The sequence below is a fragment of the Terribacillus saccharophilus genome, from assembly GCF_000725365.1.
Lineage (GTDB): Bacteria > Bacillota > Bacilli > Bacillales > Amphibacillaceae > Terribacillus > Terribacillus saccharophilus.
Map to the genome: position 1 here is coordinate 3303209 of NZ_CP008876.1, position 14883 is coordinate 3318091.

The 14883-nt window shown below is 43.0% G+C and carries 18 protein-coding genes; 15 read left to right on the forward strand and 3 right to left on the reverse strand.

The genetic code is table 11. The features are described 5' to 3' along the window. Positions 1 to 32 precede the first annotated feature (32 nt). The 4 genes from GZ22_RS18685 to GZ22_RS16385 all read left to right on the forward strand — a co-directional run bounded on the left by GZ22_RS18685 (position 33) and on the right by GZ22_RS16385 (position 1284). Entirely contained in the window at positions 33 to 203 is a 171-nt protein-coding gene (locus GZ22_RS18685) for a hypothetical protein (RefSeq protein ID WP_164072109.1), read from the forward strand. Continuing rightward, positions 200 to 421 (forward strand): alpha/beta-type small acid-soluble spore protein, encoded by a 222-nt coding sequence (locus GZ22_RS16380; RefSeq protein ID WP_038564806.1) that lies wholly within the window; start codon positions 200 to 202, stop codon positions 419 to 421. Before GZ22_RS18685 ends, GZ22_RS16380 begins: the two co-directional genes overlap by 4 nt. Positions 422 to 470: 49 nt before the next feature. After that, a complete protein-coding gene (locus GZ22_RS18325; RefSeq protein ID WP_084160843.1) occupies positions 471 to 602 on the forward strand; it encodes a YfhD family protein in 132 nt (43 codons plus the stop codon). 79 nt (positions 603 to 681) lie between these two features. Next, positions 682 to 1284, forward strand: coding sequence for a spore coat protein (locus tag GZ22_RS16385; RefSeq protein ID WP_051748569.1), 603 nt, complete (start codon positions 682 to 684; stop codon positions 1282 to 1284). 30 nt (positions 1285 to 1314) lie between these two features. On the opposite strand, the gene tlp is transcribed toward GZ22_RS16385, so the two are convergent. Then, positions 1315 to 1548 (reverse strand): small acid-soluble spore protein Tlp, encoded by a 234-nt coding sequence (gene tlp / locus GZ22_RS16390; RefSeq protein WP_038564808.1) that lies wholly within the window; start codon positions 1546 to 1548, stop codon positions 1315 to 1317. 55 nt (positions 1549 to 1603) lie between these two features. Continuing rightward, on the reverse strand, positions 1604 to 2338 hold the full coding sequence (locus tag GZ22_RS16395) for a YqcI/YcgG family protein (RefSeq protein WP_038564810.1): 735 nt from the start codon (positions 2336 to 2338) through the stop codon (positions 1604 to 1606). 152 nt (positions 2339 to 2490) lie between these two features. On the opposite strand from GZ22_RS16395, the gene GZ22_RS16400 reads away from it, so the two are divergent. From GZ22_RS16400 to GZ22_RS16415, 4 genes are all read left to right on the forward strand, one after another. Beyond that, positions 2491 to 3441: an ABC transporter permease gene (locus GZ22_RS16400; protein ID WP_038564812.1), complete on the forward strand. Its 951-nt coding sequence runs from the start codon at positions 2491 to 2493 to the stop codon at positions 3439 to 3441. After that, complete coding sequence (locus GZ22_RS16405; RefSeq protein WP_038564815.1) at positions 3434 to 4384, forward strand: iron chelate uptake ABC transporter family permease subunit; 951 nt, start codon at positions 3434 to 3436, stop codon at positions 4382 to 4384. Before GZ22_RS16400 ends, GZ22_RS16405 begins: the two co-directional genes overlap by 8 nt. Continuing rightward, positions 4381 to 5136 carry an iron ABC transporter ATP-binding protein gene (locus GZ22_RS16410; protein ID WP_038564818.1) on the forward strand — a complete coding sequence of 252 codons (756 nt, stop codon included), beginning with the start codon at positions 4381 to 4383 and terminating at the stop codon, positions 5134 to 5136. Before GZ22_RS16405 ends, GZ22_RS16410 begins: the two co-directional genes overlap by 4 nt. A 96-nt stretch (positions 5137 to 5232) precedes the next feature. Next, positions 5233 to 6174 (forward strand): siderophore ABC transporter substrate-binding protein, encoded by a 942-nt coding sequence (locus tag GZ22_RS16415; protein WP_038564820.1) that lies wholly within the window; start codon positions 5233 to 5235, stop codon positions 6172 to 6174. A gap of 43 nt (positions 6175 to 6217) precedes the next feature. Here the strand turns inward: GZ22_RS16415 and GZ22_RS16420 are convergent, their stop codons facing one another. Then, on the reverse strand, positions 6218 to 7285 hold the full coding sequence (locus tag GZ22_RS16420; RefSeq protein WP_038564823.1) for a nitric oxide synthase oxygenase: 1068 nt from the start codon (positions 7283 to 7285) through the stop codon (positions 6218 to 6220). A gap of 136 nt (positions 7286 to 7421) precedes the next feature. On the opposite strand from GZ22_RS16420, the gene GZ22_RS16425 reads away from it, so the two are divergent. The 7 genes from GZ22_RS16425 (at position 7422) to qoxD (ending at position 14844) form a co-directional block, all read left to right on the forward strand. Beyond that, positions 7422 to 8489, forward strand: a complete 1068-nt coding sequence (locus GZ22_RS16425; RefSeq protein ID WP_084160780.1) for a methyl-accepting chemotaxis protein — start codon at positions 7422 to 7424, stop codon at positions 8487 to 8489. Between the two features lie 233 nt (positions 8490 to 8722). After that, positions 8723 to 9907 carry an MFS transporter gene (locus tag GZ22_RS16430; protein WP_038564825.1) on the forward strand — a complete coding sequence of 395 codons (1185 nt, stop codon included), beginning with the start codon at positions 8723 to 8725 and terminating at the stop codon, positions 9905 to 9907. Positions 9908 to 9971: 64 nt separating this feature from the next. After that, entirely contained in the window at positions 9972 to 10532 is a 561-nt protein-coding gene (locus tag GZ22_RS16435) for a GNAT family N-acetyltransferase (RefSeq protein WP_038564828.1), read from the forward strand. A 363-nt stretch (positions 10533 to 10895) separates the two neighbouring features. Then, complete coding sequence (gene qoxA, locus GZ22_RS16440) at positions 10896 to 11924, forward strand: cytochrome aa3 quinol oxidase subunit II (RefSeq protein ID WP_051748407.1); 1029 nt, start codon at positions 10896 to 10898, stop codon at positions 11922 to 11924. A 20-nt stretch (positions 11925 to 11944) separates the two neighbouring features. Next, positions 11945 to 13894, forward strand: a complete 1950-nt coding sequence (qoxB, locus tag GZ22_RS16445) for a cytochrome aa3 quinol oxidase subunit I (RefSeq protein WP_038564832.1) — start codon at positions 11945 to 11947, stop codon at positions 13892 to 13894. Positions 13895 to 13910: 16 nt separating this feature from the next. Next, positions 13911 to 14522 carry a cytochrome aa3 quinol oxidase subunit III gene (qoxC, locus tag GZ22_RS16450; RefSeq protein ID WP_038564833.1) on the forward strand — a complete coding sequence of 204 codons (612 nt, stop codon included), beginning with the start codon at positions 13911 to 13913 and terminating at the stop codon, positions 14520 to 14522. 1 nt (position 14523) lies between these two features. Beyond that, on the forward strand, positions 14524 to 14844 hold the full coding sequence (gene qoxD, locus GZ22_RS16455; RefSeq protein ID WP_038564835.1) for a cytochrome aa3 quinol oxidase subunit IV: 321 nt from the start codon (positions 14524 to 14526) through the stop codon (positions 14842 to 14844). Positions 14845 to 14883: the final 39 nt, after the last annotated feature.

Here is a 14883-nt window from a genome sequence, read left to right on the forward strand (position 1 = left end):
CAGAAACTAATGCAGAAAGGAGGAGAAGCATCATGAAAAAGCATCGTGTTGACGGCGGAATCTGGATTGACGATACGTATCAGCCAGGCATGGAAGAAGGTCTTACAGCCAAACGAGATGAACAGGATTCAAACAAGAAGCATGTGCGTGCCGACTATGAAGGCGATACAGGTGACGCACATACACTGGGGCATTATCGATGACAAGACGTAACAAAATACTCGTGCCCGAGGCGCGAGAAGGTCTTGATCAACTTAAACATAAGATTATTCAGAATGCGAACCAGTCTTACCAGACAGAGCAGGCGGATGATCTTGGCAATAGAACGAGCAGGCAGAATGGCAAAACAGGCGGCAGCATTGGCGGTAATATGGTTCGTGAACTTGTAAGGATGGCGGAAGAAAATCTGAAGCACCGTTAAGGAGGAAAAGCCCGTGAATGACAAAGATAAATCATTGGAAGATTATTATATGCGTTATACCGATTTAGATGGGGATGGGAAAGATATCTCCTTCTCCCAAGAGGAAGCAGATGTTGATGATTTAGAAGCGCAGGCTCGTTCCGATGCAGCAGATGCTCGAGTAGCCAAAAGGCATAAATAACCGGTCATAAGTGCTTGGTCCTGATAGCATACTAAGAAGGCACGACATTTCATAGGGGGTTATCACATTGGAAAACCAGATGCAGACTGCACAGATGAATCAGCCGACAACTTTGCATGGCAAGCAAAACCATGGTGGTCATGAAATTTTTGATACACATGAAATTTTAGCTGGTATGATTAGTGTGATGGACCAATATCAAATCTTTGAGCAGCATATGCAGGATCAGGAGCTGAAAACAATTGCGCATAATCAGTGCGATTTTCTGAAGCAGACGTACAACACAATGGTGGAGGCGTTTAAAACAGGTCAGGATCCAACCCAGCCGACTAAACAATACAATATGCAGCAAGGTAATGATGTTGTTTATGGTATTACACCATCTCAGCCGAAAAAGCCTAACACTTCTGTTAGCGAAGTAAATGAGCAAGGTTTATCTGCTTATATGCTGGCACAAGTAAAAGGGATGTCTTCCTTGTGTGCAATGAGTGCATGTGAAATCACGAACCCGGTTCTTCGTCGCGTTGTTGCAGATACTGTACCGAACCTGATTGAAATGAGCTATGAAATCTTCTTGTATCAAAACAAACACCATTATTATCAGGTGCCGCAGCTGCAGCCAGCCGATCAGGCAGCGATGATGCAGAGCTATGATACAGTTCCGTTGAATCAAACGCATTAATAAAAAGGTCCGCCATAATGGCGGACCTTTTTATTTGTCTTTTTGCTGTTGATAATTTGCTTCTTCTTTTAACTCATGACGAAGACTGTCTACACTTGCAGCACGTCGCTCGTTCTTTTCTTTCAGAAATGACTTTTCTTCATCTGTCAAATGCTCACTGTTCGCTTTGACAAAATCCTCTGTTTGATGAACATTCTGCAGGGTATGCTGGATTGTATCCTCAATACGCTCCGCATTATCTGCGCGATTATCTGGGTTCGGCATTCATGGACCTCCTTTTCAGAACAGATATAAAATAGTATCTGCCTCGAAAGAGAAGTTATGTATGCTTTAGCTCTTTGTGATGGAAAGGACATCCGCCTTTTATTGGCTCTGCATCATCTCCAATGAAATATTGCTTCCATTCATTGTGGCTGTGATCACCGAAGTGTCCGATATCCGGATGTTTTGGCAGCTGATCCCATTTTTCTACCCGGTCCCGGACGGAACCACGAGATTTCGTACCGGCAGGTTTGTCGCCTTCCAGCCCGTCGAAGATACTGCGGGGCTGCAGTCCTATGACAAGAGAAGGACCCAAATCACGTGTGATTCGCTGTTTATATGCTGGAGCATTCCCGAATAAGAAGTAAGCTTCCCCGCCGATATGATAATCGAAGAGAAAGTGATCTGGATCTCGAGGGCGTTCTGCTGGCCAAGCTATGTCGTCCACTTCATGCAAACGCTGAAGAAAACGCCAGAAGTAATCTCGGTAATATTCCAAATCCTGTTCAGTTTCCTCTGGCTCAAAGAAAAGGAATAAACCTCGACGTACAGCTTTTTCCTGTGTATGCATCAGTTTTGTGAAGTCATTGATAATTTGTAGTGCATCATCCCAGTTGTCGTGAGGGACAAATCCATAACGCAAATCACCTTTCTTCTGGGCAGCAATCCCAAAATAGCAAGGGAAATCCTTTTTGGCGACTGTATCAGCAAAAGGCTGGTAAGCATCAAGAGCCCAGGTCGGAAGTTGTTGGTTTGAAGTACTGATGTCTTCTTTCTTTAAAAGCGGCAGCATATATACACTCCTTAAGATGATTAGTTATCGTGACATTTTTGGCAGTACAAAAATCCTATTGACGTGTCTTTTTCCATTTACTATACTAAAGCAAGAATCTAATTGATAATGAATATCAGTATCATTGATGCTGCCAAAGAGGTTTGACGCGTATGAAGTTGATTTACTTGTTTATTATTACCGTTCTATTAGCAGTTTGTTCCCTGTTTGTCGGAGTGGAAAACGTATCCTTCTCTGCATTGTGGAACATGGATGAGGAAGCCTGGAATATTGTTATGATCAGCCGCTTGCCGCGGATGCTCAGCATCATCATGGCTGGTACAAGTCTTAGCATATGCGGACTGATAATGCAGCAGCTTACGCAGAACAAATTCGTATCTCCGACAACTGCGGGGACGATGGATTGGGCTAGATTAGGAATTCTTGTTTCCTTGCTATTCTTCACCGATGCAAGCCCGATATGGAAAATGTGTATCGCAGCTGCTTTTGCTTTATTCGGCACCTTGCTCTTTATGGGAATTCTCCAGAGACTGAAGCAGAAGGATACGATTTTCATACCGCTGGTCGGAATTATGCTGGGAAATGTGGTCAGTTCCATTGCAACATTTTTTGCACTCAAGTTTGATCTGGTTCAAAATATGTCCTCTTGGCTTCAAGGAGATTTTTCTTTGATTATGGAAGGACGCTATGAGCTTCTTTACATAAGTGTACCGCTTCTAATTATTGCTTTTTTATTTGCAAATATGTTCACAGTTGCCGGAATGGGAGAAGATTTCGCTACAAATCTTGGTCTTCCTTATAAATATGTAGTGAACGTAGGTTTGATTATTGTCGCAATTATTACAGCAGTGGTCATTCTGACAGTAGGTGTCATTCCTTTTCTCGGTTTGATTGTCCCAAATATCGTAAGTATATATCGCGGTGACAATTTAAAGAACAGCATTTGGCATACAGCTGTTCTTGGTGCAGCATTCCTGCTCGTATGTGATATAGCAGGGCGCTTGATCATCTATCCATATGAAATCTCGGTAGGTCTCATGGTTGGCGTCATTGGCACAGGTATCTTCCTTTATATGCTGTTAAGGAGAAACGCCTATGCTTAAACGAAAGATTATATTACTTGTCGTTATCGCCTTGTCTTTAGCTGGTCTTTACCTTTTTATTCATATGAATTTCCAAGCGATGGAGTACCTGATGCGCACACGCTTAGAAAAAATACTAGCCATGATTTTATGTGCTGTATCGATTGGAGTTTCTACTGTTGTGTTCCAGACCATAACGCATAATAGAATCCTGACGCCGAGCATTATGGGGCTGGATAGTGTCTATATGTTTATTCAAACAATCGTCGTTTTCTTATTTGGTTCAGGAACGTTTGTAATCATGCAAAGTGATGCGTATTTCTTCCTTACTATTCTGCTGATGGTCGGATTTGCTTTCGGACTTTATCAGCTGCTGTTCCGCAGAGGACAAAGTAATCTGTTTCTACTGCTGCTTGTTGGTTTGGTGCTAGGGACATTTTTCAGCAGTCTTTCCTCATTCATGCAAATGATAATCGATCCGAACGAGTTTCTTCTGATTCAAGATAGCATGTTCGCAAGCTTCACGGATGTAAACACGAATCTCCTGCTTATTTCAGCAGTGATTATCATTGTGCTTTGTATTTACATATTCCGTTATCGTCATTATTTTGACGTCATGTCCATTGGTCGCGATCATGCGGTGAATCTAGGGGTGCCATACGAAAAGATCGTAAAACGGATGTTCTTAGTGATTGCAGTACTAGTTGCCGTGTCTACTGCATTAGTCGGTCCTATTACATTCCTCGGTTTACTGACTGCCAATCTGGCACGAGAATTCCTCCAAACATTCCGGCATACGTACCTGCTGATAGCAGCAAGTCTGCTCAGTGTTATCGCATTGCTTGGTGGCCAGCTGGTTGTTGAAAGAATCTTTTCCTTCTCTACGCCAATCAGTGTCATCATCAATTTTGTTGGTGGCGTGTATTTCATTTATTTATTAGTAAGGGAGAGTAAGAAAATATGATTGTTGCAGAAAAGCTTTCCAAGTATTTCGGATCTAAGAAAGTCATTCAGGATGTTTCCATCGAAGTGAAACGCGGTGCGATCACTAGCTTCATTGGTCCAAACGGTGCAGGGAAGAGTACCTTACTTTCCATGGTGAGCCGGTTATTGAAACAAGATGATGGCATCGTCTACTTAGATGGAAAAGACGTACATAAACAAAAGAGCAAGGACTTAGCGAAAACAATTGCTATTCTGCGTCAGTCCAATGTCGTCCAGATGAGACTGACAGTCCGTGAGTTGGTAAGCTTTGGCCGTTTTCCTTATTCCAGTGGGCGTCTAACTGATGAAGATGAGCAAAAGGTTAGTGAAGCTATTGCGTACGTGAATCTGGAGGAAATGGAAGATAACTATTTGAACGAACTCAGCGGCGGTCAGAAGCAGCGGGCATTCATCGCGATGGTGCTGGCACAGGATACAGATTATATCCTGCTTGACGAACCGCTGAATAATCTTGATATGAAGCATGCCGTTCAAATGATGAAGCTGCTACGGAAGCTGGTAGAGGATTTTGGCAAAACGATATTGCTTGTTATCCATGATATTAATTTCGCTTCTGTGTATTCAGACCGAATCGTGGCAATGAAGGATGGCAAGATTGTAGCAGAAGGTCCTACTGAAGATATCATTCAATCTGATGTGCTTAAATCCATTTATGATTTGGATATCGATGTCCACAATATAAGCTGTAATCGTATATGTGTCTATTTCTAAAACCCGTACAGGTTAAAGGGGTGATGCCGTTATGAAGCTAACTGCCTTTCTTGGCCAGCATATCATACACAAAAAAGAAAAAGGAGATCAGATAAAATGAAAAAACTAACTTTGCTAATGACAGGTCTACTATTCGTTCTATTACTAGCAGCATGCGGAAGTAATTCCGATAGTGCAAGCGGTGCAGATAAAGAGGAAGAGAAACTAACAATCGAGCATGAGCTTGGGAAAACTGAAGTAACAAAAAATCCCGAGAAGATTGTTGCATTCGATATGGGGGCTTTGGACACATTGGACAAGCTTGGTGCTGATGTAGCAGGTGTTCCACAGGAGAACCTCCCAGATTATCTTTCCAAGTACAGCAGTAGCGACTATGAAAATGTCGGCGGTCTGAAAGAGCCGGATTTAGAGAAAATTGCTGAAATGCAGCCGGATGTCATCTTCATTTCAGGACGTCAAAGCGATTATTATGAACAGCTTAGTGAACTTGCACCGACTATTTACATCGGTGTTGATACGACAGATTATATGAACTCATTTAAGAAGAACACAGAAACAATCGCACAAATCGTAGGTAAAGAAAAAGAAGCAGAAACAGCGTTAGGTGAAATTGATGATGCTATTGCTGACCTGAAAACGAAGGCAGAGAGCATAGATGGTAAAGCATTGATTACACTTGTGAATGACGGCAGCGTGAGTGCCTACGGCAAAGCTTCCCGTTTTGGTGTAATCCATGATGTTTATAATGTACCTGCTGTTGATGAAACGATTGAATCCTCAACTCATGGTCAAAGCATCGGTTTTGAATATATCTCTGATAAGAACCCGGATTATCTGTTTGTGGTCGATCGCGGAGCAGTTGTAGGTAACGAAACATCTTCAGCTGAAAAAGTATTAGACAATGAATTGGTGAACGGTACAAATGCGGCTAAAGAAAACCATATCACGTACTTGAGTCCGGATTACTGGTACCTATCCGGTGGCGGTTTGGAGTCTGAAATGGAGAAAGTGAAAGAAGTATCTGATGCATTAAAATAAGAAAAGAAGAAAAGCGCAAATGCCACACAGCATTTGCGCTTTTTCAGTATACATCTTCTTGATGGAAATAATTTGGCTTGATGATTTTGTTCTTATAAGGTTTATGGAAGATATGCGTCGCTGCAGGCGACATTGGAGGAATGAGCCAGCTCCACATACCTGTCACATCACGGCCCGCTCTTTGTTCCTGCTTTTCGAAATGAGCAAATTGCTTAGCGGCTGTATGGTGATCGACAATTGTAACACCTGCTTTTTGGAATGAGTGCAGCACAGCGATATTCAACTCAACTAGTGCACGGTCTTTCCAAAGTGTAGACGACTTGCTTTGATCAAGTGCAAGGACCTCTGCTACTTTCGGCAGCATATGATAGCGGTCTTCATCGGCCAAATTTCGCGCGCCAATTTCGGTTCCCATATACCAGCCATTAAAGGGGGCTGCGTTATAAGTAATACCGCCAATTTCTAATTTCATATCTGAAATAATTGGAACCGCATACCAACGTAAGTCTAAGTCAGCAATTGCAGGATACTCCTCATGTTCAATATGAACTTCTTTCACTAGATCTGCTGGTATTTCTTGAAGTACAGGCGGCTGATCACCCACTTGCACGACGAGTGGCAAAATATCATACATCGTTCCTTTGCCTTCCCAGCCAAGAGTTTTGCAAACACTTGTGAAACGTACAGAAGCGTGATCTCCGATAATACCATGATCTGTCTCATATCCAGCATAACGAAGTAATTGATGATTCCAAATACGAATATTATTATTCGGTGAGAAGACAGTGATCATCGGCTTTACTTTTCCAGCATTTGTTGCTTGTTCAATATGACTGAGCAGCTTCTCCAGTACTTCCTCTGCTTCTGTAGCTTCTCTTGCATCAATAACATGAAGGCTATTCCAAAACAAGCGGCCGATACAGCGATTTGAATTTCGCCACGCCATTCTTGCACCATGTGTCAGCTCTTCTGTCGAATGGGTATATGTAGAGGTTTCGGTTATTTCATTTTTGATGTGTGACAGGCGCTGGTGCATATCTATATCTGATTTCCCGAGTTCTTGATAGCTTTCTTGAATAAACTCTGTAGCTTCTTGCAATAGTTCTTTCATAGGCAGCTGCCTCCTTTAGTCAGCTAGTAGTATAGCATGTGTGAAGTTAAAAGACGTTATAAGGAAGAAAATGTAGAAAAAGGTTCATGAACGTCGAATAGTAGCCGATAAAAAGAAAAGAGGGGAAAGGAGAATAATGATGAAAAAAAGCCATGTTCTAAGTTTGCTGATTGCGGGATATCTTTATACGGGTTTGCTGTTTCTTCAAAATGAAAGGGTTTTCTTATTCGATTGGTGGATTAATCTTATTATAGGGCTCATTTTGGTAGGGGGAAGCATTATATATGTTCTATTATATATGAAGGAAGCAGTTGAGCCGCCGGCTGAGCAACTAGTTGAAATTCCTATTTCTCAGGAAGCAGCAGCGACAGTTGAGCCAGTAGTTGAACCAGAAACAGAGTCTGCGTTGATTAAGCTAGAACAGACAGGTGAAGCTCTGAATCAAATTGTAACCGCTTTAGAGGAAGTGACTATCGGCTCAGAAAATCAGTCTCAAGCGTCATCAGAGTTAGCTGCAACGATGCAGAAGTTCGCTGAGAATGTCATGATGGTGGCCCTTAAAGGGGAAGATGCGAAACAGGTTGCTGTCGAAATGGATGCATTGACCAAAGAAGGTGCATCTCATATGCATGATTCTGTCAGTCATATGGAGACGATAACGAGCAAAATGACATTTTCTTATGAGAAAGTCAGAGGACTGAATGGTAAGACAGATCAAATAAGTACGTTGCTGAAGACAATCAAGGATATCGCTGAACAGACGAATCTGCTTGCGCTCAATGCTGCTATCGAGGCAGCCCGGGCAGGGGACCAAGGGCGCGGGTTTGCAGTAGTGGCAGATGAAGTACGCAAGCTTTCTGATCAAGTACGTATTGCTGTAGCGGATATAACAGGTGTATTTCAAGCTATCCAGACCGAATCAAAGGAAGCTGTTGATGCTCTTGATGCAGGTCAGGAAGCAGTTGTTGCAGGATCAGATAAAATCACTACTACCCAAAATACGTTTGATCAACTGCATACAGAGATTACCGTAACCAGCAATCAAATCGAGACGATTGCCGCAGCAATGTATGAGGTTCTCGATAACACTCGTGGTGTAACAGACAGTATCAATAGTATTGTATCTGTTGCAGAACAGAATGCAGCGAGTATGCAGGAAGTGACTGCCATCACACAGGATATTCAGCAAAACTTCACGAAGTAATCCTATAGCGGCCAGCGAGCCGCTTTTTTTATATACTAATCTTAAAAATACTTCCAGTATTAAATGCTATTAAACTTTAAAGATTACCCCTCTGGCATACACTCAAAACCTGTTAAATTATTTGGATGCGCTTCCTATAATTTTTTTGTTGATCGACCATGTTATGGTTTGAATAGAAGGCTTTTCTATTGTATCGTTAGCGGATGTTATGTCAGATAAAAGGAGGAGTTATCATGTCTCTAGCAGGCAGACAATTTAAACCAACGACAGTGATTGCAGTCTTGATGATCTGTGCTTTTTCCATCGGGACGACGGAATATGTTGTCACTGGCGTACTTACTCATATTGCGTCGGATCTCGGTGTGACGATTGCATCCGCGGGTCTTGTTGTCAGCATGTATGCACTTGGAGTGGCGGTATTCGGTCCGCTTATGACAACATTATCTGTCAAATTGCCGAGGAAGCCGATGCTGCTTCTGTTTATGCTGCTATTCATCATCAGTAATATTATTAGTGCGACAGCACCAAGTTTTACAGTGCTGCTTGTTTCACGTGTCGCTTCCGCGTTCATGCATGGGCCATTTTTTGCGCTCGCTTTTGTCATGGCAAGTGATCTCGTGGAACCGCGCAAACGGGTACAGGCAATTGCAGCCGTCAATGGCGGGCTCACAATTGCCATTATGATTGGCGTCCCATTCGGAGCCTATCTCGGCTCACTCATTGAATGGCGTCTCGTATTTTGGCTGATTGTAGTGCTTGGAGTAATAGGCCTAATCGGGCTGCTTATTTTTGCTCCGAATACAAAACCGGCAGAAACACCGCGTATCAAGCAGGAGCTTAGTGTATTCAAACATAAGCAGGTGCTTTTAACGATTGCTATTATCATCTTTGGCTACTCAGGTGTATTCACAGCCTACACGTTTATTGAACCGCTACTGCGGTCAGTTACAGGCTTCGGAGGCGTCGGCATTATGATCAGTCTCTTCTTCTTTGGAGTGGGGAGCGTAATCGGAAACTTTTCAACGCCGCGATTAGCTGCGGGTAATGTGACTAAAACACTTATCTATGTATTTGCAACGCTGACTGCCATTCTCTTATTGTTCCCGCTGGCAACACCATATAGCATAACAGCTGTCTTAATAATTGGTCTGTTCGGTGCAGGTGCATTCGGGACAACACCACTATTGCAGTCGAAAATAGTCATGGCAGCAAAAGAAGGTCCAACAATCGCGGCAGCAGCCAGTGTTTCAGCGTTCAATCTGGCGAATGCGGGAGGTGCTTATATAGGCGGACTTGTACTGGATGCAAATCTTGGCTATACATGGCTTTCTGTCATTGGAGCTGGCATTTCTATCATTGGAATTCTGTTATCCGCTTTATCTTATCGAGAAGAGAAGAAGCACCCAGAAGTAGCCTAAATTGTATTGCAAGTCCCAATATCTTCCTTCATACTAGAATAAATTTCTAGGAGGGAAGCAGGGTATGAATCCAATATTAAGAGACTTCAAGACTACTATCGAAACAGATCGTCTTTTCATTAGGGCACCTAAAATTGGCGACGGAAAAGCAGTAAATGATGCAATTAAAGCTTCCATGGCGGAATTGAAGCTCTGGATGCCATTCGCGCAGGAATTGCCCACTCCGGAAGAGACAGAAGAAAATATCCGACAGTCAGTTGCTAACTGGATTAATCGGACTAATCTGCGCATGCTCATTTTCCGCAAAGATACAGGAGAATTTATTGCATCTAGTGGGTTTCACGGGATAGACTGGGATGTTCCGAAAGTCGAAATCGGATATTGGATGGACACTCGTCATACCGGTCAGGGATTTATGACGGAAGCCGTTGAGGCTCAGACGGAATATGCCTTCTCAGAGCTCGGTGTACGGCGGGTCCAGATACTCTGTGACGAAGACAACAATGCAAGCCGGGCTGTTCCAGAGCGGCTCGGCTATCAGTTGGAAGGAATACATTATTTTGACAGCCTTCATGTAGATGGAAAGACTATTCGCAATACGGCGTATTACAGCAAGACCAGATAATGGTGAGTAAACCAAAAATTATTGGCGATTTACATAAAACGTTCAAATTTTGTTCACTACTTATTCTTATCCTCTCTTTTGGCCGGTGTTAGAATGAAAATTGAACTGTTTACTTACCAGGCAAGTCTGGTCTTTTTGGCTGCTTTGTATTACACTAGTTTCTGGATTGTTGTCAGACGCTGTCTATTAGACAGTGGGATAGTGTGTTTCTAGCTGAGATTTTGCCACTCCTGCGGGAATTGCGAAGCCTCATTGTGAAATACTTATCAAAACCCTATTATAGCGGATATGGTTGTTTTCCTATGCAGAGGGAAAACAAGCGTTTTCGTGAATTCAGGTAAAGAAAGGAAGGGAAGCAGGCGCATGCTTAAAAAATTGAAACCCTTAAGTCTTCTATTGTTCCTTGCCCTGCCGCTAATGCTCGCCGGCTGTTCTACACCGGAAGTGCTTGATCCGAAAGGACCAGTGGCAAGTCAGCAGAGTGACCTTATTATTCTATCAATCATCTTTATGCTTACAATCGTTGCGGTTGTATTCGTACTTTTGACGATTATCCTTGTCAAGTACAGAGAAAGAAAGGATCACGACAAGTACAGCCCTGAACTACACGGCAGCATGCTGCTTGAGACAATCTGGACGATCATCCCGATTATCATCGTAGTCATTTTGGCTGTTCCAACTGTCAGAACGATCTATTCATTGGAGGAAGCGCCTCAGCCGAAAACGGCAGAAGCAGCGAATGAAGATCCTCTAGTAGTACATGCAACATCCATCAACTGGAAATGGGTATTCACCTATCCAGATGAAGACATCGAAACAGTGAACTATCTGCACATTCCGATTCACCGTCCGGTGGAATTCAAATTGACATCTGCTGATTCTATGGCTGCTCTATGGATACCAAGCCTAGGCGGTCAGAAATATAACATGGCAGGCATGCAGACAACTCTTTATCTGCAAGCAGACCACGTTGGCACGTACGATGGACGAAACGCTAACTTCACAGGTGAAGGCTTCAATGAACAACGATTCAAAGTCTACGCTGATGAAGAAGCGGATTACCAACAGTGGGTGGAAGACGTACAGAACTCCGCTCCAGAACTGACACAATACGAGTATGACAATCTTCTGATTCCTGGTGTCTACGATAAAACAGATGATGGAACAGCTGAATTCAATGGTACGCACTTGCAATGGATCGACCATTCTAAAGATGCAAACTACACATTGGAAGCGTGGGATCGCTTAGGCTATGAGCCGAAGAATCCGCATGCAAAAGACAAATCTCAAAATCTCTTGACTGAAGACGAAATTCCTTACTATCAGCAAGACAATACTGTAGACTACTCGGATGAAAACATGGACTCTGAAGAACATGCGAGTCATGAGTAACAGAGAGAGGGGGAAGAGTTTTGGACTTAAAATGGAATGAGTTTATCATTACCGGCGACCCATTGATTCTTGGTGCCCAAATCAGCATCTTGCTTGGTGGAATCGCCGTTGTAGCTGCCCTTACTTACTTTAAGAAATGGAGCTGGCTATGGAAAGAATGGCTGACTTCTGTTGACCATAAGAAACTGGGTATCATGTATATCCTTAGTGCCCTATTAATGCTTTTCCGCGGCGGTATCGATGGTTTGATGATCCGTACGCAACTTGCTAAGCCAGGTATGGAATTCCTTGATCCGCAGCATTACAACGAGGTATTCTCTACGCACGGTGTAATCATGATTCTATTCATGGCGATGCCATTCTTGATCGGTTTGATCAACTATATTGTACCGTTGCAAATCGGTGCACGTGACGTTGCATTCCCTTACTTGAACAACTTGAGCTTCTGGACATTCTTTGTCGGTATGGCTCTATTCAACATCTCCTTCATCATCGGTGGTTCACCTGATGCTGGTTGGACTGGTTATACGCCGCTTGCGACGAATGAATTCAGCCCAGGACCTGGTCAGAACTACTACTTGCTAGCTATCCAGATTGCTGGTATTGGTACATTGATGACAGGTATTAACTTCTTCGTTACCATCCTTAAGATGCGTACGAAAGGTATGACATTAATGAAAATGTCCATGTTCACATGGACATCATTGATCACTATGTTGATCATCATCTTCGCATTCCCAGTGCTTACAGTTGCACTTGCTATGCAGACATTTGACCGTTTATTCGGTTCCGTACTCTTCACCTTACAAGGTGATGGTAACCCAATGCTTTGGGTCAACCTATTCTGGGTATGGGGTCACCCTGAAGTATATATCGTTATTCTTCCTGCGTTCGGGATCTTCTCTGAGATCATCTCGACATTCGCAAGAAAACAGCTTTTCGCTTACAAAGCGATGGTTGTGTCCATTGTGACAATTTCTGTATTGAGCTTCCTTGTATGGGTTCACCACTTCTTCACAATGGGTAATAGCGCTGAAGCGAATAGTTTCTTCTCTATTACAACAATGGCTATCTCTATCCCGACCGGGGTTAAGATATTCAACTGGCTATTCACGATGTATCGAGGCCGTATTACCTTTACGACTCCGATGCTATGGTCCCTTGCTTTCATCCCGAACTTCGTTATCGGTGGGGTAACAGGAGTAATGCTTGCGATGGCAGCAGCTGACTATCAGTACCATAATACGTACTTCCTAGTATCTCACTTCCACTATGTGCTGATCTCTGGTACTGTATTTGCTTGTTTCGCAGGTTTGATTTACTGGTATCCAAAAATGTTCGGTCATAAATTGAACGAAAAAATCGGTAAATGGGCATTCTGGATTTTCGTTATCGGCTTCAACGTATGTTTCTTCCCTCAGTATTTCCTAGGGTTGGACGGTATGCCAAGACGTATTTCTACTTATTTGCCAGAAGATGGTTGGACAGGATTGAACATGATCTCCACAATCGGTGCATTCATGATGGGTCTTGCATTCCTTATCTTCGTATATAACATTTACTATAGCTGGAGATATTCACCAAGAGAGAAAACTGGTGATGCTTGGGGTCTTGGACGTAACTTGGAATGGGCGACAACATCGTCTATCCCGCCGCATTACAACTTCGCTGTACTTCCTGAAGTGACAGGTCTTGATCCTTACTGGGATATGAAGGAAAAAGGTCTTGATCAACAGAAGAACACGGATTATAAACCGATTCACATGCCTAGCAACTCTTCTACACCGGCAATCATGTCTGCATTGATGGGTATGGCTGCATTCGGACTTGTATTCCAATGGTACTGGGTTGGAATCGTAGGTGCTGTCGGTATCTTCATCACAATGATTGTACGTTCATTCGATTACAATGATGGTTACTATGTCAGCGTGGAAGAAATAAAAGAAACAGAAGCGAAAGCGAATAAATAAAGGAGGTTGTGAAGAAATGGCACATGATCACAATGTGAACCCCAACGCTCCATTGGAATATCAATCAGAAGCCGGCCGATTGAACATCACCGGTTTCTGGACCTTCCTTGGTGCAGAGATCGCCTTGTTCTCGACACTATTCGCGTCTTATTTCGCGTTACAATCACGTGTAGGCGACGGACCAACATCAATTGAGATGTTCGAAGCTGGCCTAGTCATGATTATGACAATGTTGCTTCTTACAAGTAGCTTCACTTGCGGACTAGCGATTCACGAAATGCGTGCGAACAATGTAAAAGGCGTTATTGCCTGGATGATCATTACACTCATCCTAGGTGCAGGATTTATTGGCTATGAGCTTTATGAATTCGTACATTACGTACATGAAGGTGTTACACTAGGAACTAGTGCACACTGGTCTATGTTCTTCATCTTACTTGGTACGCACGGTTTACACGTATCAATCGGTATTGGCTGGATCATTCTTCTTTTGATCCAACTTGCAAGAAGAGGACTTACACCAAAAACTGCTTCAAAAGTCTTTATCTCTAGTCTCTATTGGCACTTCTTAGATGTTGTGTGGATCTTTATCTTCACATGCGTTTACTTGATGGGGATGGTGAATTAATATGAGTCAACAAACGAAAAAAGGACATTTCCCTTGGAAGCATATCATCGGATTCTTGATCTCAATCGCGTTGACACTTGTAGCCTTCGCAACAGCGCTATGGACAGACTGGTCATCAACAACGATCTTCATCATTATCTTGATTTTCGCTGTTATCCAGGCTGCCTTGCAGCTTGTTATGTTCATGCACATGACTGAAGGAGAAGACGGTGGTTTGATTTCCGGGAACACACTTTTCGGATTCTTCATCGCTATCGTCATCATTGTCGGCACATACTGGCTGATGACTTCTGGTCACATGCACATGGGTATGAGTATGTAACACATAAAACCCGCTCTCTTGAGCGGGTTTTTTTGTATT